This is a genomic window from Pelagibacterium xiamenense, from assembly GCF_021166475.1.
GTDB classification, from domain to species: domain Bacteria; phylum Pseudomonadota; class Alphaproteobacteria; order Rhizobiales; family Devosiaceae; genus Pelagibacterium; species Pelagibacterium xiamenense.
Genome location: NZ_JAJOYS010000003.1, coordinates 25,657 through 44,543 on the forward strand (window position 1 = coordinate 25,657; position 18,887 = coordinate 44,543).

Annotated in this window: 21 protein-coding genes; 15 read left to right on the forward strand and 6 right to left on the reverse strand. The window is 62.8% G+C overall.

The features are described 5' to 3' along the window. The first annotated feature begins 5 nt into the window (after nucleotides 1-5). Nucleotides 6-725 (forward strand): DNA repair protein RecO, encoded by a 720-nt coding sequence (gene recO, locus LSG43_RS12780; RefSeq protein ID WP_231804786.1) that lies wholly within the window; start codon nucleotides 6-8, stop codon nucleotides 723-725. A 37-nt stretch (nucleotides 726-762) separates the two neighbouring features. Then, complete coding sequence (gene parC, locus LSG43_RS12785; protein ID WP_231804788.1) at nucleotides 763-3,024, forward strand: DNA topoisomerase IV subunit A; 2,262 nt, start codon at nucleotides 763-765, stop codon at nucleotides 3,022-3,024. Here the strand turns inward: parC and LSG43_RS12790 are convergent. From LSG43_RS12790 to hemB, 5 genes are all read right to left on the reverse strand, one after another. Further along, the gene (locus tag LSG43_RS12790; RefSeq protein WP_231804790.1) at nucleotides 3,014-4,006 is read right to left on the reverse strand and encodes an endonuclease/exonuclease/phosphatase family protein; all 993 of its coding nucleotides are present in this window, start codon (nucleotides 4,004-4,006) and stop codon (nucleotides 3,014-3,016) included. The genes parC and LSG43_RS12790 overlap by 11 nt on opposite strands. A gap of 36 nt (nucleotides 4,007-4,042) precedes the next feature. Next, nucleotides 4,043-4,807, reverse strand: a complete 765-nt coding sequence (locus LSG43_RS12795) for an arginyltransferase (protein ID WP_231804794.1) — start codon at nucleotides 4,805-4,807, stop codon at nucleotides 4,043-4,045. 96 nt (nucleotides 4,808-4,903) lie between these two features. Continuing rightward, a complete protein-coding gene (locus LSG43_RS12800) occupies nucleotides 4,904-5,428 on the reverse strand; it encodes an RDD family protein (RefSeq protein ID WP_231804797.1) in 525 nt (174 codons plus the stop codon). Nucleotides 5,429-5,581: 153 nt separating this feature from the next. Further along, on the reverse strand, nucleotides 5,582-7,069 hold the full coding sequence (locus LSG43_RS12805) for an MDR family MFS transporter (RefSeq protein WP_231804799.1): 1,488 nt from the start codon (nucleotides 7,067-7,069) through the stop codon (nucleotides 5,582-5,584). A 144-nt stretch (nucleotides 7,070-7,213) separates the two neighbouring features. Beyond that, nucleotides 7,214-8,200: a porphobilinogen synthase gene (gene hemB / locus LSG43_RS12810; RefSeq protein WP_231805656.1), complete on the reverse strand. Its 987-nt coding sequence runs from the start codon at nucleotides 8,198-8,200 to the stop codon at nucleotides 7,214-7,216. 170 nt (nucleotides 8,201-8,370) lie between these two features. Between hemB and LSG43_RS12815 the strand changes: the two genes are divergently transcribed. The 11 genes from LSG43_RS12815 (at nucleotide 8,371) to LSG43_RS12865 (ending at nucleotide 17,075) form a co-directional block, all read left to right on the forward strand. After that, a complete protein-coding gene (locus tag LSG43_RS12815; protein ID WP_231804801.1) occupies nucleotides 8,371-8,760 on the forward strand; it encodes a DUF6163 family protein in 390 nt (129 codons plus the stop codon). Between the two features lie 305 nt (nucleotides 8,761-9,065). Next, on the forward strand, nucleotides 9,066-9,575 hold the full coding sequence (ldtR, locus tag LSG43_RS12820; protein ID WP_231804803.1) for a transcriptional regulator LdtR: 510 nt from the start codon (nucleotides 9,066-9,068) through the stop codon (nucleotides 9,573-9,575). 240 nt (nucleotides 9,576-9,815) lie between these two features. Next, complete coding sequence (locus LSG43_RS12825) at nucleotides 9,816-11,096, forward strand: L,D-transpeptidase family protein (protein ID WP_231804805.1); 1,281 nt, start codon at nucleotides 9,816-9,818, stop codon at nucleotides 11,094-11,096. A 3-nt stretch (nucleotides 11,097-11,099) separates the two neighbouring features. Next, nucleotides 11,100-11,288, forward strand: coding sequence for a DUF6898 family protein (locus LSG43_RS12830; protein ID WP_231804807.1), 189 nt, complete (start codon nucleotides 11,100-11,102; stop codon nucleotides 11,286-11,288). Nucleotides 11,289-11,387: 99 nt separating this feature from the next. After that, nucleotides 11,388-12,686, forward strand: a complete 1,299-nt coding sequence (gene glyA, locus LSG43_RS12835; RefSeq protein WP_231804809.1) for a serine hydroxymethyltransferase — start codon at nucleotides 11,388-11,390, stop codon at nucleotides 12,684-12,686. Between the two features lie 7 nt (nucleotides 12,687-12,693). Further along, nucleotides 12,694-13,173, forward strand: a complete 480-nt coding sequence (gene nrdR / locus LSG43_RS12840; protein ID WP_231804811.1) for a transcriptional regulator NrdR — start codon at nucleotides 12,694-12,696, stop codon at nucleotides 13,171-13,173. Next, nucleotides 13,170-14,267, forward strand: a complete 1,098-nt coding sequence (ribD, locus tag LSG43_RS12845; RefSeq protein WP_231804813.1) for a bifunctional diaminohydroxyphosphoribosylaminopyrimidine deaminase/5-amino-6-(5-phosphoribosylamino)uracil reductase RibD — start codon at nucleotides 13,170-13,172, stop codon at nucleotides 14,265-14,267. Before nrdR ends, ribD begins: the two co-directional genes overlap by 4 nt. A 10-nt stretch (nucleotides 14,268-14,277) precedes the next feature. Then, on the forward strand, nucleotides 14,278-14,889 hold the full coding sequence (locus LSG43_RS12850; RefSeq protein WP_231804814.1) for a riboflavin synthase: 612 nt from the start codon (nucleotides 14,278-14,280) through the stop codon (nucleotides 14,887-14,889). After that, nucleotides 14,890-15,369: a 6,7-dimethyl-8-ribityllumazine synthase gene (locus LSG43_RS12855; protein WP_231804815.1), complete on the forward strand. Its 480-nt coding sequence runs from the start codon at nucleotides 14,890-14,892 to the stop codon at nucleotides 15,367-15,369. Between the two features lie 6 nt (nucleotides 15,370-15,375). Beyond that, nucleotides 15,376-15,852 (forward strand): transcription antitermination factor NusB, encoded by a 477-nt coding sequence (gene nusB / locus LSG43_RS12860; protein WP_231804816.1) that lies wholly within the window; start codon nucleotides 15,376-15,378, stop codon nucleotides 15,850-15,852. Nucleotides 15,853-15,875: 23 nt separating this feature from the next. Continuing rightward, nucleotides 15,876-17,075 carry an MFS transporter gene (locus tag LSG43_RS12865; RefSeq protein WP_231804818.1) on the forward strand — a complete coding sequence of 400 codons (1,200 nt, stop codon included), beginning with the start codon at nucleotides 15,876-15,878 and terminating at the stop codon, nucleotides 17,073-17,075. On the opposite strand, the gene LSG43_RS12870 is transcribed toward LSG43_RS12865, so the two are convergent. Then, nucleotides 17,067-17,513, reverse strand: coding sequence for an outer membrane protein assembly factor BamE (locus LSG43_RS12870; RefSeq protein WP_231804820.1), 447 nt, complete (start codon nucleotides 17,511-17,513; stop codon nucleotides 17,067-17,069). The genes LSG43_RS12865 and LSG43_RS12870 overlap by 9 nt on opposite strands. On the opposite strand from LSG43_RS12870, the gene LSG43_RS12875 reads away from it, so the two are divergent. Beyond that, a complete protein-coding gene (locus LSG43_RS12875) occupies nucleotides 17,512-18,291 on the forward strand; it encodes a ubiquinol-cytochrome C chaperone family protein (protein ID WP_231804822.1) in 780 nt (259 codons plus the stop codon). The two genes, LSG43_RS12870 and LSG43_RS12875, sit on opposite strands and share 2 nt — an antisense overlap. Continuing rightward, on the forward strand, nucleotides 18,288-18,824 hold the full coding sequence (locus tag LSG43_RS12880) for a YceD family protein (protein ID WP_231804824.1): 537 nt from the start codon (nucleotides 18,288-18,290) through the stop codon (nucleotides 18,822-18,824). The genes LSG43_RS12875 and LSG43_RS12880 overlap by 4 nt, the downstream gene beginning before the upstream one ends. Nucleotides 18,825-18,887: the final 63 nt, after the last annotated feature.

Below are 18,887 nucleotides of genomic sequence, written 5' to 3' on the forward strand. Positions count from 1 at the left end.
CGGCCATGGAGTGGTCCGCTGAAGGTCTCATAATTGGCGTTCGAAAACACGGCGAGACGAGCCTGATCCTCGAAACCATGGTGCCCGGCCGCGGGCGCTGTTTCGGGCTCGTGCGCGGCGGGCGCTCGCGCAAGCAGGCCGCGGCGCTCCAGCCGGGCAATTCCGCGCTTCTGACATGGCGAGCCCGCCTTGAGGACCATCTGGGGCTCTTCACAGCCGAGGTCACCACAATGCGCGCGGCGGTGCTGATCGCCGATCGGACACGGCTCTACCTCAGCCAGATGCTCGCCGACCACCTGCGCCTTCTGCCCGAGCGCGATCCCCACGATACGCTGCTCGAAGCGGTCCTGATGCTGCTCGACGAGCACTTCGACGACGCCGAACTTGGCGTCGAACTCGCGCGCTTCGAACTCTATCTTCTCGAAGAACTCGGATTCGGTCTCGATCTCGAAACCTGCGCGGTGACCGGCGTCCATGAAAATCTCACGCACGTCTCTCCAAAGTCGGGAAGGGCGGTTTGCGCCGAGGAGGCCGAGCCGTATAAGGACCGCCTGTTGCGCCTCCCGCGCTTTTTGACCGCGGACGTACCGCCGGAACCGGGCGATGTCGCCGCCGCCTTTGTGTTGACGGGGCATTTCCTTGACAGACATGTGTGGACAGCCCGTCAAATCGAGCCGCCCGCAACCCGGGATTGGCTGACAATGAAGTTGACCGGCGGGCTATAATCGGCCCCTGATTCGAATGCTCTTTGAAGGATAGCTCATGGCAGAAGTTCTCGATCCGCCCGAGGGTGGTCACGAGCGTATCGTCGACCTGCGGCACGCGCTCGAGGAGCGGTACCTGTCGTATGCAATCTCGACAATCACCCAGCGCGCGCTGCCGGATGCTCGCGATGGCCTGAAACCGGTCCATCGCCGCATCCTGCACGCCATGCGGCTTTTGAAGCTCGATCCGGGGCAGGGCTACAAGAAATCCGCCCGCGTGGTGGGTGACGTCATCGGTAAGTTCCACCCTCATGGCGACCAGTCGGTCTATGACGCCCTCGTGCGTCTCGCCCAGGATTTTGCAGTCCGCTACCCGCTGGTCGACGGTCAGGGCAATTTCGGCTCGATCGACGGCGACAGCCCGGCGGCCATGCGGTACACCGAGAGCCGCATGACGGACGTCGCCGCGCGCCTCCTCGAAGGCATCACCGAAAACGCCGTGGATTTCCGGCAGACCTATGACGGCGAGGACGAGGAACCCGTCGTTCTGCCCTCGAACTTTCCGAACCTTCTTGCCAACGGCGCCAGCGGTATCGCCGTGGGCATGGCGACGTCGGTGCCGCCGCACAATGTCGCTGAGCTCTGCGACGCCGCACTGCATCTCCTCGAAAATCCGGACGCCACAGCGCGCGACCTTATGCGGTTCGTTCCCGGCCCCGATTTCCCAACAGGCGGCATTCTCGTGGACGATCCGGCAGGCACCGAGCAGGCCTACGCGACCGGCCGTGGGGGCTTCCGCGTGCGCGCCAGATGGGAGGTCGAGGAGACCGGGCGCGGCGGATATCAGATCGTCATCACTGAAATCCCTTATGCCGTGCAGAAATCCCGGCTCGTCGAAAAAATCGCCGAGATGCTTCTCGCGCGAAAGCTGCCCCTTTTAAAGGACGTGCGCGACGAGAGCGCCGAGGATATCCGGCTGGTGCTCGAACCCCGCGCCCGCAATGTCGATCCTGTCCTCCTGATGGAATCGATGTTCAAGCTGACCGAGCTGGAATCCCGCATTCCGCTCAACATGAATGTCCTCGACGGTGGCTTGATCCCGCGCGTCATGAGCCTCGCCGACGCGCTCAAGGCATGGCTCAACCATCGTAAGGAGGTCCTGGTCCGCCGTTCGCAATACCGGCTCGATCAGATCGAGCACCGGTTGGAGGTACTCGGCGGCTATCTCATCGCCTACCTCAATCTCGACGAGGTGATCCGCATCATCCGCGAGGAGGACGAACCCAAACAGGAGATGATGGCGCGCTGGGACCTGACGGACGTTCAGGCTGACGCGATCCTCAATATGCGCCTGCGGTCTCTGGCCAAGCTCGAAGAAATCGAGATCAGGACCGAGTTCGACAAGCTCACCGAGGAAAAGGGCCATATCGAAACGCTGCTCGGCTCGGAAAAGCGTCAATGGGGTGAGGTCCGCAAGCAGGTCGAACAGCTCCGGAAGGACTTCCCCAAAGATCGCGACGGTATCCCCGATCCCGTCGGCGGCCGCCGCACACAGCTCGCCGAGGCCCCGCAAACCGATCTTGCCGATATCGAGACGGCGATGATCGAGCGCGAGCCGATTACGGTCATTCTTTCGGAAAAAGGCTGGATTCGCGCGCTTAAGGGCCACACCAGCGACGTTGCCGGCGTTGCCTTCAAGGCCGACGACCGGATGAAACTTCACTTCACATGCGAGACAACCGACAAGCTGTTGCTGCTTTCGACAGGTGGCAAGATCTATACTCTGGGCGCCGACAAGCTTCCCGGCGGGCGCGGTCATGGCGAGCCGGTGCGCATTATGGTCGATATCGACGAGGGGCATGACATTGTCGACCTTTTCGTCCACAAGTCCGGCGCAAAGCGGCTCATTGCCTCCGATATCGGTAACGGCTTTGTCGTGGCCGAGGACGATCTTGTCGCAAACACGCGCAAGGGCAAGCAGGTGCTCAATGTCTCGGGCACTCAGGAGGCAAAGCTCTGCGTGCCGGCGGAGGGGGATACGGTCGCCATCATCGGTCAGAACCGCAAGCTGCTCATCTTCCCGCTCGAGCAACTGCCCGCCATGGCGCGCGGTAAGGGCGTGAGGCTGCAGAAATACAAGGATGGCGGCATTTCCGACGCCAAGGTCTTTGCGGCGAGCGAGGGGCTGACCTGGACCGATTCCTCGGGTCGCGTCTTCTCCAAGTCCATGGACGACCTGCGCGACTGGCTCGGCGATCGCGCCCAGGCCGGCCGCCAGCCGCCGACGGGCTTCCCGCGCAACAACAGGTTTACGGGTTGACCGGGGCGCCCACCGAAAAGGTGACCAGAAGCGGTTTGTGATCGCTGCCTGCCGGCGCGCCGGTCGCAATCGCATGAATGGCGATCTCGCCGCGCGTCATCACGTGGTCGATCGGCAGGATCGCCGGGGCAGGGCGCCAGTCTCTGAGGTAGTACCAGAGCTGCGGGAAGGTCGGGATGTTGTATGTGTGCCGCGTCAGCCCCGACGCGGCAATGAAATTGCGCAACGCGTATGACCAGGGCGTCGAGTTGAAATCGCCGACCAGCAGGACCGGTGGCTGCACCGTCGAAAGCGCCTGGGCCAGCGTTTCGAACTGCACCGCCTGCCGTGTGATCGGCGCCGGCCAGTCATGGTGCGTGGTCGCCACGGAGAAGGGCAGGCCGTCTTCCGGTTCGAACCGCACGATGATCCGCGCCGTCCGGTCCGGGCTCATGATCGTGGATGAGCAGGCGTCCTCGTTGAGCGGCTCGAACGGGAATTTCGCATAAAGTCCGACAAAGGCCCGCTCGCCGCCGGCGCAATACTGGAAATGGCGGTACCGCGCAGCCAACCGGTCATGGATTTGCCGGCGCACCTGCGGGCTGTATTCCTGGAGCGTGAGAATATCCGGATCGGCGGCGAAAATCGCTGCGACAAGCCGGTCCGGCTCTTCGTTGCGCGCAAAGACATTGAACGTCATCAATGTGTATACCGGCCGCTCACCGCCCGGCACCGGCGGACGGGGACCGAAACCGCGGACCGCCTCGGGGATATAAACGAGGCTCGACGCCACAAACCCGGTGGCCGCGACGGTCAAAACGAACGGCTTGAGCACCGCGCCGCGCACGAAAAGCGGCGCCGCAAGCATGAGCGCGATCGTACCGTAGAAAAGTACGGGCTGGGCGTGGTTGAACAGATCGAGGATCGGGTGGGCGAAGCCCAGCGCCGCGCCGACCGCCGCGCCGGCAAAAACGCAGCAAACCACAGCGTAGCCTGCTGCCACAAGGCCTCTGATCGTCCCTGTCAATGTGCCCACGGCTTAGCTGTCGTCTCGCGCCTGCTCAGGATCCAGCTGAACCCAGCCCCGGGTTCCATGCTGCACTTCGAGCGGTTGATAGGAGACCTTATAGGCCATTTTGGGGGAGTTCTTGACCCAGTAGCCGAGATAAAGATAGCCGGCTCCGATCCCGCTGGCGCGGGCAATGTGATCGAGGATCATATGTGTCCCCAAGCCACGCCTGTGCATATCCGGGTCGAAAAAGCTGTAGACCATTGAAAGCCCGTCGGGCAGCACATCCGTGAGTGCCGCCCCCACGAGCTGCCCTTCCGCGCCATCGTCGCAATCGGCACCGAGCCGGTATTCGACCAGAAGCGACTGAACAGGGGTATCCTCGACCATGAATTCGTAGTCGAGATAGCTCATCTGCGTCATGCCGCCGCCGTCGTGCCGTGCCTGAAGATAGCGCTTGAACAACGCATACTGCTCGCTCGAGGCAACCGGGGAGATCGCCTCTCCGACGAGGTCGCGGTTGATTTTGGCATTGCGCTTGTGCCGGGATTTGGGCGCGAACGCGTTGCAGACGACGCGCACGGATTGGCAGGCGTCGCAATCGAGGCAGGCGGGGCGGTAGATGAGGTTCTGGCTGCGCCGGAAGCCGTGCTCGGAGAGCATGTGGTGCAAGGCCCCCGCCCGTCGTCCGCTCAAATGCGTAAAGAGCTTACGCTCCTGCCGGCCTTCGAGATAAGGACAGGGCAGGGGGGCGGTGAGAAAGAACTGCGCGCTTTCCGGTGTATGGTCCATCACTGATCCGGCGCCAAGGTTGCACTACCGCTTGAGTGTAGTTGCGCAAGGCCTTGCGCGCAACGGATCACGCTATGTCAAAGGATGGTGATCTTGCCATTACGCCCCGAGCGTGCTGCTTTGCTGGGCGATCCAGTGCCGCTCCATCGGGGACCGCCGCACCATGAGCGTGCCCACGACAATGTCGTGCAGCAATTGCCGGCGATTGGTGAAAAGGCCCACGACGACGATGAACGGCGTAAAGATCGCGCACGAAATCCAGAAGGCCACGACGTGGATCATCGCCATCCACCCGTCGAGCGTCGTCTCCCGCGTCGGGGTCAGGACGATGTCCATGGCGCGCATGCCGATGGTGGCCCGCGCCGCCGAACCCAGCGTCACCGCATAATAGGCGACAAAAACGATGGGAACGATGACGGGGAAGGTGAGCCAGGCAAGCCCGAGGGTCACGATGCCTAAAATGGCGGCCACGATGAAAGCAGCCGTGATCAGGATGCCCATGATGACGCAATCGATGAGGAACGCCAGCACGCGCCGGGTGAGAATACCGTCGAACAATTCGGGCGACTCTGCCGGGTTGGGCAGGTCCTCACGCAAAATGCGGCCAAATACGTCTGAAGTCATGGGCCAATCCTCCGCTGCTTGGCGAAAGATTGGTGTATTGCCCGGTAAAGACAAGAGCCTGCCGGAAAGATTTTCATGCCGGGCGACGAATACCGGGTCGAAAAAAAGAGGGCGGCCAGCGCCGCCCTCCATGAGGCTTTAGGCAAGTTGACCCTAGTGCTCGGGCACCGGTTCACCGGATACCTCGCTATCGTCCGGCTTGCGGATGAAGAACGCCGACAGCACCATCAGTAGCGAGAGCAGACCGCCGACCTGGAACGCCAGCCGAATCCCGCCCGCCGTCGCGGCAACAGGCGCGAACCCGTCCGCGACAAGCACTGCTGCCTGAACGCTCATCAGCGCGACGAACAGCGCCGTTCCCGCCGCGCCGGCGACCTGTTGAAGCGCCCCGATAATCGCACTGCCGTGGGAATAAAGGTGCGCGGGCAGGGAGCCCAGGCTCGCGGTAAAGAGCGGCGTGAACAACAGCGCCAGCCCGACGCTGAGTGTTACGTGCGCCGCCAGGAGCCAGCCGAAAGCTGTATTCTGGTCCATGAACGTCAGCGACCACAGAACGCCGCTCACGATGATCGATCCCGGTATTACGAGCTTCGCGGGACCGATCCTGTCGTAGAGCCGGCCCACAAACGGTGCCAGCAATCCCATGACCAGTCCGCCGGGCAGCAATAGAAGTCCCGTCTGCAGCGCATCCATACCCAGGACGTTCTGCATGTAGAGCGGCAAGAGAATGATGACGCCGAAGAGCGACATCATCGCCAGCGCCATCATGATGGTCGAGACCGTAAACAGCTTGAACCGGAACGTTCGCAGGTCCAGCAGTGCCTTTTCCTCCCGCTGCAGGATGAGCTGCCGCGCGACGAACATTGCAATGCCGATGACACCGAGCCCGATGGGAACCCAGATCGGAACGGCGCCGTGTTCTCCCCCGGCCCCCTCGCCAAAGCTCGAAAGCCCGTAAACGAGCCCGCCGAACCCCACCGCCGACAGGACGACCGAGAGAATGTCGATCGGCGCGATTCGCGGCGTCGTCACGTTCTTCATACGCATATAGCCGAGCGCGAGCGAGGCCAGCGCGATCGGCAGCACCAGCCAGAACATCCAGCGCCAGGTCAGATAGTTGAGAATGAAACCGGAGATCGTGGGCCCGATGGCCGGCGCCACCGAAATCACGATCGAGATGTTGCCCATCGTCTTGCCCCGCGATTGCGGCGGCACGAGCGTCATCACGGTCGTCATCAACAGCGGAATCATGATTGCCGTGCCGCACGCCTGCACCACGCGCCCGAAAAGCAGGGGCGCAAGGCTCGGCGCGATGGCACACAACAAGGTGCCGACGCTGAACAGCGACATGGCGGCGATAAAGATCGGGCGGGTGTTGAAACGCTGGATCAAAAAGCCGGTGATGGGAATCACCACCGCCATGGTCAGCATGAAACCCGCCGTGAGCCATTGAGCCGCGCTGGCGGTAACGTCGAGGTCGACCATGAGGCGGGGAATGGCCACGCTCATGATGGTTTCGTTGAGGATCACAACGAAGGTGGAAACCAGAAGCAGCCCGATAACGAGGCGGTTGCGCGCCGCGATATCCGCGTCCGAAACGGTTTCCGCCGGAGCGTGCGCGTCCGTAGGATCGAAAGACATGAAAATTTCCTGCCCGAAACGGGATCAAATTTGAATAGTAGGGGTGGCCCGCACGCAAACGCCAAACGCGCGGGGGAGACTCTTTCTCTCTTGCCGCGCCATAAGTCAACCCTCAGGAAGGGTGGTGAACGACTTCGGGAAGGCTCAGCTGTTGAGCTTCCGGGCCATATCGAGAGCGAAATAGGTCAGGATCCCCGAACATCCAGCGCGCTTGAAAGCAAGGAGGCTTTCGGTCATCGCCGCGTCCTTGTCTATCGCCCCGGCGTTCCCGGCCATCGCGATCATCGCGTACTCGCCGGAGACCTGATAGGCGAAGACCGGAACGTCGAAGCGATCCTTGAGCATGCGGCAGATGTCGAGATAGGGCATTCCGGGTTTCACCATCACCCAGTCCGCGCCCTCGAAAATATCCTGCCCCACCTCGCGCACGGCGTCCTCGTGATTGGCGGGGTCCATCTGATAGGTAAGCTTCGATCCCTTGAGCCGGCTCCCTGAACCCACGGCCTCGCGGAAAGGCCCGTAGAAGGCCGACGCGTATTTGGCCGCATAGGACATGACGAGGGTCTTCTCGAACCCCTCGACATCAAGCGTTGCGCGAATCGCCTTGATGCGTCCGTCCATCATGTCCGAAGGCGCGATAATATCCGCACCCGCGCGCGCCTGCACCAGGGACTGCTCGACCAGGATGTCCACGGTTTCGTCGTTGAGGATTTCCTCGCCGTCCATCACCCCGTCATGACCGTGGCTCGTATAGGGGTCGAGCGCCACGTCGGCGACGAGCCCGACTTCGGGCACCGCTTCCTTGATGGCCGAAAGCGCGCGGCAGACGAGATTGTCCGGGTTGGTCGCTTCGCGCCCGTCCTCGGTGCGCTTGTCAGGCGCGGTATTGGGAAAGAGCGCCAGAGCGGGGATGCCCTCGGCCCGCGCCGCCTTTGCGGCCTCGACCGCCAGGTCGATCGTCAGGCGCTCGACGCCGGGCATCGAGCCTACCGCCTGCCGCTCGTTCTGCCCCTCGATCACGAAGATAGGCCAGATGAAATCGGCCGGCGTCAGTACGGTTTCCCGCACGAGCGCACGGCTCCAAGCCGCCATTCGCGGCCGGCGCAGGCGCCGCCCCTCGAGAAAGCTCATGTCGTGCTTGATAAAACCGCTCACCTGGGGCCTCCACAAACCTGTCCGGATGGACTGTTTAGCAGCCGCCAAAGAACAGCGCAAAACGACTGATCGTCACGCCGCTTGCCAGGCACGAGCCTTGTTCTTTTCGGCCAAATCGCGATAGCAAGGAGAAAGGGGGTATCTCTATGGATTTCAACTCCGAAATAGCGCGCTTTGTGACGCGTTTCCTTGCCATCGCCAGCTTGTGCATGGGACTGCTCGATGCCGGGCGCCTGCTGGGCGTGACAGGCGGCTCCACGAGCCCGCTCACGGCGCTGGGCACCCTGGGCTTCACATTGCTCGCCGTTGTTGCAGTCGCGCGCCTCTTTGCCGCCGTCGGTCTTTGGCTTCAGGTCCATTGGGGCCTGCTTCTGCTCGGCCTGACGCTTGTGGTCGAGATCGTGCTCTATCTTGCCGGAAGTACCGCAATTGCCATGAGTTTGACGGCATTTATCTTCAAACTTGCCCTCATGCTGGCAACCATACTCCTCGTCGCATTCGCCATCCTCACAGCGCGGCGCCACGCCTTCGAATAGCCCAGCGGCCGGAATACCCGTAACGTCAGAGCACCCGGGTCCCCTGTGGACAAGTTGACCCGCGAAGCCACGCAAAGGGCCGCGCGTCGGGCAAGAGCGGGGCTCAAGTTCCCGCCTGACGCCTGTTTACGGCTCGTAAAGGTTACAAATTTCGCTATCGGTGTAACGAAGCAAAAACCAAAAAACCTCAAGTTTTCCCGTAAGATAAAGTTAAGCCTGTCTCTTAAACCGATCTTATCGGGAGGCCGGTAATTTGGCGTCATAGACACGAAAAATCGTGCGCATTTGACAGTGAGGCAAAACCGATGGCTAACAACCTTTCCGCCGCGAAGGCCGATACGCCGGACCGCGAACGCAGCTTAAAGCCCCTCTATCTTGAAGCGGTCGCTCGCGTCGAGCGTCTGCACCGCCGCCTGCTCGATCTCATCAAGGATGAGTTCGACCGGATGGGGTGGGACGACATCAACCCGGTTCAGGCGCTCCTGATGTTCAACATCGGCGACAGCGAATTGACCGCCGGCGAGTTGCGCACCCGCGGATATTACCTGGGCTCGAACGTTTCTTATAACCTCAAGAAGCTCGTCGAAACCGGGTACATCTTCCAGGAGCGCTCCAAGACCGACCGCCGTTCGGTGCGTATCCGTCTGACCCCCAAGGGCGAGGAAGTTGCCGAAGTCATCGACGAGCTCTACGAACGTCACCTCAACTCGATCGAAAAAGTTGGCGGGCTTGGCGAATCGGATTTTTCCGGGCTCAACACCGCGCTCTCGCGCCTCGAGCGTTTCTGGGTCGACCAGATCCTCTACAAGCTCTAGGCGGCGTTTGGGGGCGCGCAGACACAGAACTGTGGCGACATTGCCACACCAATAAGGCAAACGCCGGCCACCGTGCCGGCGTTTCTTATTTGCGCCGCAAACCGGCTCTAGCGGGACATTTCATGCCGGGCTAGGTGAGCGCCGTGTCCGCTTGCGGGCAGTAAAACCTCCTTGAGGGCCGTTGTGGGGCCGGAGGCATTGGTGCAAAAGAGCATGCTTTCGCGAAAAGGGTAAGATTAGGTGACACGACGGATGGTGCAGAACTCGATCAACACAGGCCGACGCAAGGCGGTCAAGACCCTGGCGGCATTCGCTGCGGGCGCGGCCTTGCCGGCGCCGGCGATGGCGGACTCGATCCTGGGGTCGCTGACCCAGCGGCGCATCCTGAGCGAGACGGACCGCGAGGCCAATTCGCGCATCGCGATGGATGCGATCGGCACCACCGATCCCATCGTTTCGCTCGACACCGAATACAATCTCCAGCGGGTCGCGGACTATTATCAGCGCCTCGTCGATATCGGCGGCTGGCCAGAAGTCCCGACGAATGTCTACGGTCTGATCCTCGGTAACCACCGCAAGGCCGTTAGGGACCTGCGCGTTTATCTCACCTATACGGGCGACCTTTCCCAGGACGCCGAAATGTCCGAGATGTTCGACGCTCCGCTTGACGTGGCGGTTCGAGGCTTCCAGGCGCGTCACGGGTTGCAGATCACCGGCAAGGTGGACGAGGCGACCTATTGGGCCATGGCGGTGCCGACCCACGAACGTCTGCGCCAGCTCAACCTCAACCTCGAGCGCGTGCGTGGACTGGGCGGCCAGCTGACTGACCGTTACGTAAACGTCAATATCCCTGCCGCCGCTATCGAAGCGGTCGAGGGCGGCGCAATCGCGCAGCGCCACACAGCAATCGTCGGGCGGATCGACCGGCAGACGCCGATTCTCAAAAGCCGCATCCACCAGATCAATTTCAATCCCTACTGGACCGTGCCCAAATCCATCATCGAGCGCGACATCACGCGCCTGATGCAGGAAAATCCCAACTATCTCACCGAATACAACATCCGCATCTTCGACGGTTCGGGCAACGAGGTTCCGCCATCCCAGATCGACTGGACGACCAGCGAGGCGGTCAACTATACGCTGCGGCAGGATCCCGGCGTGCAGAACTCGATGGGGAACGTGAAGATCAACTTCCACAATCCCTATGCGGTCTACCTGCACGACACCCCCCAGCAGGACCTCTTCTCGGGCACCCAGCGCTTTCATTCGTCCGGCTGCGTGCGCGTCTCCAATGTCGACGAATTCGTCGCGTGGATTTTGCGCGACAACGGCTACGATATCATCGACGTCAATTCGGTCTTCGCCTCGGGCGAACGGCTCGACGAGAGCGTCGAAAGCCCCGTGCCGATCTTCACGACCTATTTCACCGCCTGGGCGAACCGCAACGGGGTCGTGAGCTTCCGCGACGACGTTTACGACTTCGACGCCACCGGCAGGGTCGATTTCCCCGAACTGGTCTGACCGGTGGCCGGTGGCCCGCGCGAGATCCTCTTCGAATTCCGCCCCGTGGGCCAGCAGGTCCGCGTGGCGGCCATCGATCCCGAGACCGGCATCGAGGTGATCGTCGTGGCCCCCCTGACCGCAACCGAAGCGCAGATGAAATCCATCGCGCTCGCCAAGCTCAGGCGCCGCCTCGAGCAGGAGGGGCATTAAAGCGCCCCCCGCGCCTTATCTTCGCTTGGAATCGCGAACCCCTTCATGCTAAGCGGAGCGCGCTTGCTTGCCTTTTTGCAACACGGGTAGGGTTTGCCAATGAGCGCCACCGGGACAGCACCGCTATTCCCTGACTTCTTCACTCGCACCCTTGCGGACGCAGATCCGATCATCGCCCAGGCGATCGCCGACGAGCTCGGCCGCCAGCAGGGAGAGATCGAACTGATCGCATCCGAGAACATCGTCTCTCGCGCGGTGCTCGAGGCCCAGGGTTCGGTCCTCACCAACAAATACGCCGAAGGATATCCCGGCCGCCGCTACTATGGCGGCTGTCAGTTCGTCGACGTGGCCGAAAGCCTCGCCATCGACCGGGCCAAGGAGCTCTTTGGCGCCGAATTTGCCAATGTGCAGCCCAACTCCGGGTCCCAGGCCAACCAGGGCGCCTATCAGGCGCTGCTCCAGCCCGGCGACACCATCCTCGGGATGAGCCTCGACGCGGGCGGACACCTCACCCACGGCGCCAAACCCAACCAGTCGGGCAAGTGGTTCAACGCCATCCAGTACGGCGTCCGCCAGCAGGACGGGCGCGTCGATATGGACGAATTGCGCGCACTGGCCAAGGAACATCAGCCAAAGATGATCGTCGCGGGCTTTTCGGCTTATTCGCGCGTGATGGACTGGGCCGAGTTCCGCCAGGTAGCCGACGAAGTCGGCGCGTATCTGATGGTCGATATGGCCCACGTGGCCGGTCTTGTGGCCGCCGGCATCTATCCCAATCCGGTCCCGCACGCCCACGTCGTTACCACCACGACGCACAAGACACTGCGCGGGCCGCGCGGCGGCATGATTCTCACCAATGACGAGGCCATCGCCAAGAAGGTCAATTCGGCCATTTTCCCGGGCATCCAGGGTGGGCCGCTGATGCACGTGATCGCTGCCAAGGCCGTGGCCTTCGGCGAGGCGCTGACGCCCGAATTCAAGTCATACGCCCGCCAGGTCGTTGCCAACGCCCAGGCGCTCGCCGATACGCTCGTCAAGGGCGGTCTGGAGATTGTCACCGGCGGCACCGACAACCACCTAATGCTGGTTGACCTTCGGCCCAAGAACGTGACCGGCAAGGCCGCCGAGGCGGCGCTCGAGCGTGCCTTTATCACCTGCAACAAGAACGCGATCCCGTTCGACCCGGAAAAGCCGGCCATCACCTCGGGCATCCGCGTCGGCACGCCGGCGGCGACCTCGCGCGGCTTCGGCCAGGACGAGTTCCGCACCGTCGGCAATCTGATGGTCGAGGTACTCGACGGGCTCGCCGCCAACGGCGAGGACAACAACGGCGCGGTCGAAGCCCAGGTGAAAGAGAAGGTCCTGACGCTCACCAAGGCCTTCCCGATCTACGGATAAAAAGCCAATGCGGTGTCCCTATTGCGGGAATGACGATACCCAGGTCAAGGATTCCCGCCCAACCGAGGACTCCAACGCAATCCGCCGCCGCCGTGTCTGCAACGGCTGCGGCGGCCGCTTTACGACGTTCGAGCGCGTGCAGTTGCGCGACCTCGTAGTGGTGAAAAAATCCGGCCGCAAGGTCCCCTTCGAGCGCGAAAAGCTCACCCGCTCGGTGATGACCGCGCTGCGCAAGCGTGAAGTCGATCCCGAAGCCGCCGAGCGTATGATCTCCGGTGTCGTCCGTCAGCTCGAAAGCCTCGGCGACGTCGAGGTGAGCTCGGACCAGATCGGCGACTACGTCATGGAAGGGCTCAAGGGCCTCGACGACGTCGCCTTCGTGCGCTTCGCCTCGGTCTACAAGAACTTCTCGAGCGCCGAGGACTTCGAGGCGTTCCTGCGCCAGATGGACGAAGGCCGAAGCGCCGTCGTCAAGGACGACGTGTGAGCACGGCCATAAGTCCGCGGGATGCACGATGGCTCGATGCTGCCGTGCGCATAGCCATGCCATATCTGGGCACGACAGCGGAGAACCCCACCGTCGGTGCGATCGTCGTTTCGCCCGGCGGCGTCGTCGTGGGCCGCGGCGTGACCGCCTGGGGCGGCCGGCCGCATGCGGAGACCGAAGCGATCGCGATGGCCGGGGAGGGGGCGCAGGGCGCAACGCTCTACGTCACGCTCGAGCCGTGCAACCATTGGGGGCGCACGCCGCCCTGCGTCGACGCGGTGATCGAAGCGCGCATTGCCCGCGTCGTGATCGGCGCGGCCGACCCCGATCCGCGCACGGGCGGAGCCAGCATTGCCAAGCTCCGCGAAAATGGTGTCGACGTGCACGTCGCGCGGGATCACGCGGGCACAACCCATCTGCACGAGGGGTTCTTTTCCCGCACGACGCGCGGGCGGCCATTCCTCACCGCCAAACTCGCCGTCTCCGCGGACGGCCGGATCGGCGCGACCGATCGCGGCAACGTACCCGTGACCGGCGAAGTCGCCCGGCGCTGGACGCATGTGCAGCGCGCCTTTTCCGATGCCGTGATGGTCGGCGCCGGCACGGCCCGGATCGACGATCCGAACCTGACGGTCCGTCTGCCGGGTCTCGAAAACCGCAAGCCCTTCCGCGTCGTCGTCGGCAGCGGCAAGCCGCTCGACCCGAAGTTGAATCTCTTCGTTACCGCAGCGATCTATCCCACTGCCGTCATTGCGGAAAATCGCGCACTTGAATCTTTGCCCGAAGCCGTTCAGCGCGTCCCTGTCGCATTGAAAAACGGGAAACCGGATCTCAAGACGGGGCTGGAGGCGCTGGCCGGAACCGGCATTGGCACAGTGCTGTGCGAAGGCGGCGCGGTCCTCAACGACGCGCTGCTCGACGCCGGTCTCATCGACCGTTTCCACCTGCTTGAAAGCGATGTCGAGCTTGGCGCTGACGGCGTGCCGGCGACTGTTCACCCATCCTTGCCGGAGCGTTTGACGCAACTGGGCTACAGGGAAGTTGATCGTCGCGCGCTGGGGTGCGATAGACTGCGCACCTTCGAACCGAGCTGATACCCGAAACATGTTCACCGGCATCATCACCGACATCGGCACGCTGATCGAGATCGACGACCGCAATGACGGGCGCCGTTTGCGCATCGCGACCAAATACGATCCCGAAACCATCGATCTCGGCGCTTCGGTGATGTGCGAAGGCATCTGCCTCACCGTGACGGACAAGGGGTCGGGAGAGGAGCGCAACTGGTTCGACGTCTTTGCCGCGCGCGAAACCCTTGAGGTCACCGAAGTCGGCGCCTGGACGCCGGGCCGCCGCATCAATCTCGAGCGTTCGCTCAAAGTCGGCGACGAACTCGGCGGCCATATCGTTTCGGGCCACGTCGACGGGCTGGCGAAAATCGTCGAGCGCCGCGATACCGGCGATCAGATCACCTTCGTTTTCGAAGCGCCGCGCGAGCTTTCCCCCTTCATCGCCAAAAAGGGCAGCGTTGCGCTCAACGGCACGTCCCTTACGGTCAATACGGTCGAAGGCAACCGCTTCAGCGTTCACCTCATCCCTCACACGCTTCAAGCGACAAACTGGCCCGACTACGACGAGGGCGACACGGTAAACCTTGAAGTCGATCAGATGGCGCGCTATGCCGCGCGCCTTATTCAAGCACGACAGGAATCCTGAATGGCCGCCTCAGGCGATACTCTTTCCATTGCGCCGGGTTCGGCCAAAGGACAACACTATCTGATCGTCGAAGCGCGGTTCTATAGCGACCTCGCCGATGCGCTGCTTGAGGGCGCGACGAAGGCGTTCGAGGAAGCAGGCGCGAGCTGGGACGTGGTTACGGTGCCCGGCGCGCTCGAAATCCCCGCCGCCATCGCCATGGCAAGCGATCTCAAAGGCGACAAATACGATGGCTACGTTGCTCTCGGCTGCGTCATCCGCGGAGAAACCACCCACTACGAGATCGTTTCGGGCGAAAGCGCCCGCGCACTGATGGACCTCTCGCTCGCCGACGGCATTGCCCTGGGCAATGGCGTGCTGACCGTCGAAAACGAGAATCAGGCCTGGGTGCGGGCCCGCATGTCCGAACAGAACAAGGGCGGCGGCGCAGCGGTGGCCGCCATGACCATGGCCGCGCTCAAGGCGCGGTTCGAGGATTGATTGCCAATGGCTGACGAAGGCAAACGACAGGCCAACAAGCGCGGCTCGGCCCGCCTCGCTGCCGTGCAGGCGCTCTATCAGATGGATATCGGCCAGACCTCGCTCGAAGAGACGCTCGCCGAGTTCGAAGCGCTTCGCCTCGGCCGCGAGCTCGAAGGCGAACAATACCTTCCCGCCGACGCCGACTACTTCAAGCACATAGTACGCGGCGTCGTGCAGAACCAATTGAAGCTCGACCCGATCATCGACAGGACGCTGCAGGGCGGCTGGCCGATGACCCGCATCGACGCCACCCTGCGCGCGCTTCTGCGCGCCGGCGTTTTCGAATTGACCATGCGCAAGGATATTCCCTTCAAGGTCGTGATACGCGAATATGTCGATGTCGCGCTCGCCTTTTACGAGGACGAGGTGCCGGGCATGGTCAACGGTGTGCTCGACTCTGTGGCGCGGCAACATTCCGAAGGGTACGGGGCCCAGGAGTAGCCCCGCCCGCAAGGGGAGGGGCCATGAGTGCCACACGCAATATCGTTCTGCTATCGGGCAACCAGGCCATCACGGGCTCTTCGCAAGGCATCGTGATCGCCGTCGGCGCGCTCGCGGCGGCGACGCTGGCGCCCGACCGTGCTCTCGCAACCGTGCCCACGACCGTCATGATCATCGGCATGGCCTTAACAGCCGGCCCCGCGGCAATCATTCTGCACAGGCTGGGGCGTACGCGCGGCCTGATGCTCGGCGTGGTTATCGCGATGGTGGGCGGCCTTGTCGCGGCTCTGAGCCTTGTCCTTGGCAGCTTTGTTGTTCTTGCGTTCGGCTACGGGCTTATCGGTGCCGCCGCCGCGTTCGGCCAGCAGACGCGCTTTGCGGCGGCCGACAGCGTGCCGCCCGACATGAAGGCTCGTGCCGTATCCTGGGTCATGTTCGGCGGTGTTCTGGCCGGTTTCCTCGGCCCGCGTCTGGCGAGCATGACCGCCGAAGCGGTTCCGGGCGCGAGCTATGCCGGTTCGTTCCTCTCGCTCGCGGCGCTCGGCATCGTGGCGCTCGCGCTCCTGAGTTTTACACAGCTCCCCAAGGGCGAGCGCAGGCCGGAAAAGGGTACTGACGGGCGCCCCACGGCCCAATTGCTCCGCGACCCGGACATTTTCGTGCCGATGGTCACGGCCATGGCGTCCTATGTGCTCATGACGTTCGTGATGGTCGCTGCGCCGCTTGCGATGGTTTATCTTTGCGGGCACACGACCGCCGATGCCGCCAATTCGATCCAATGGCACGTCGTTGCGATGTTCGCGCCGAGCTTTGTCACCGGCGCCATCATCAACCGCATCGGCACCCATCTCACGATCGGCATCGGCCTTGTGCTGATTCTCGCGGCCGCGGCGACGTCGCTCCACGGCATCACCACGCTCCATTTCGATATCGCGCTGATCCTGCTCGGGCTGGGCTGGAATTTCGGCTTTATCGGCTCGACGGTCATGCTCTCGAAGGGCTACCGGCCCGAGGAGGGCGCACGCGTTCAGGCGCTCAACGAGCAGTTCGTCTTCGGCACCATGGCCATCGCTTCGATCGGCGCAGGCGTGCTGCTCAACATCCTGGGCTGGGGGGCGATCAACATGATGGTCGTGCCCATCGCCGGCGCCGCGCTGGCTCTGCTCATTTGGGCGGATTTCCGCGGCCGGCGCGTGCGCCAGGCCGCGATGCCGTCAGATTGACTGCAGAATGGCCTCGATAAAGCCCTGGTCCTCGCCGAACGAGGCCGTTCGGCGCTGTTCGATGGCAACCACCTGACCGTCCTCCAGCGTATAGACCGCCTTGTCGACGACGCGGTTATTGCTGCCGAAGTAAACCGCCAGCACCGTGCGCTCCTGCACCGTCTGCAAACCGAACGCCGTCTCGGTCACCTTGGTCTCGATGTAATACCAGGCGGTTTCCTGGGAAAACGTGCTCTGGGTCTGCGGGGTGCCCAGAACGATCTCCACGAGGTCGCGGCTCACGCCGGGCCGGATCTGCGCAACGGCGTCGTCTGGAATATCGTATCCCAGCGTGCGGTTGGAAATGAAACCGGTGCCCGAGCAGCCCGCAAGCGCGACACCAAGGGCGGCGGCAACGGCAATGGAGCTCAGGCGAAGACGGACCGGACGCAAAGGCATGGAATTGACTTTCCTCTTGGCTCTCGACTATAGCCTCGCGCAGCGCGCCGAGGACGAGGGTGTTGTTTTAGCGCGTGTTCGGAAGAGGCGGATACCACTTTTTCGTCCCGAACACGCGGCCACTCAAGGACTTGAGCGTGCCGCAGCGAATACAATTCGACGCGAACGCTATAGCCGTCCAAAGGCTGTTCTGGCAAGCGAGCAATCCGAAACGACTTTGCCGCCGCCGATTTCGAGGTCTCGTAAAGCCATGATCCTCCCGATCTTCAAAAAGACCAGCCTCCAAGGCCCCATCTTGGCTGCCTATAACCGTATTGTGGCGCAATCCCGGCGGGAGATATTCTACTCTCAATGGGGTGTAGAGGACTCGCTGACCGGCCGTTTCGACATGCTTTCGCTCCATATGGCGCTCGTGTTCCGGCGACTCCGCCGTGAAGGCAAGCCCGCCAAGGTCTTCTCGCAGAACCTTTTTGATTGCTTTTTCCAGGATATGGACCGCTCTCTGCGCGAGATGGGCGTGGGCGATCTTTCGGTCGGCAAACGCATCGAGAAGATGGGAAGTCTGTTCTACGGCTTGCTGGCGGTGCTCAACGAGGCGATGGACAGCGGGGAGCCGGACCGGCTGAAAGCCGTCCTCTCGCGAAATTTCCACAACGGAGAAACCCATCCGGCGCTCGACGCGTTTGCCGATTACGTCCTGTTGTGCGACGACGTCCTCGCCACCCAGGAGACCGCCGAACTCCTCGGCGGCGCGATCGCATTTGGAGAGCCCGCTTGACCGAGCACGAACATTTCGATCTCGACGCGCGTATCAAGGTCGACAAGATTCCCGCCGGCGGCCGTGCCGTTGCGGTCGAGACGGACGACGCACAGCGGGCCCAGCTCGCCGAGCGCTTCCAGGTTTCCGCCGTGAACGCGTTTGCGGCCCACGTGACCGCGACGCGGTTCCGCGGCGGCATACGCGCCCAGGGGCGGGTGACGGGCGAGGTCGTCCAGCCGTGCGTCGTAACGCAGGATCCCGTGGTTCAGAAGATCGACGAGCCAGTCGACCGCGTCTTCCTGCCCGGCCACCATCAGGCCGACGACGCGGGGGCAGGCGCCGAGGTGTTCGTCAATCTCGAGGACGAGGATTTTCCCGACTATTTCGAGGGCGACGAGATCGATCTCGCCGACCTTGTGATGGAGGTATTTGCCCTCGCGATCGATCTTTACCCCCGCGCGCCGGGGGCCGAATTGCCCGATGGGGGTGCGGGGGACGATCCGGCGGAAGCCTCGCCCTTCGCCGCCCTCAAGGGCCTTAAAAAGGACTGAACGCGGCTTGACCTTGGGTCCAAGAACCTTGCACACATGGCCCTCTCGGCTAAGGTGCGCCGG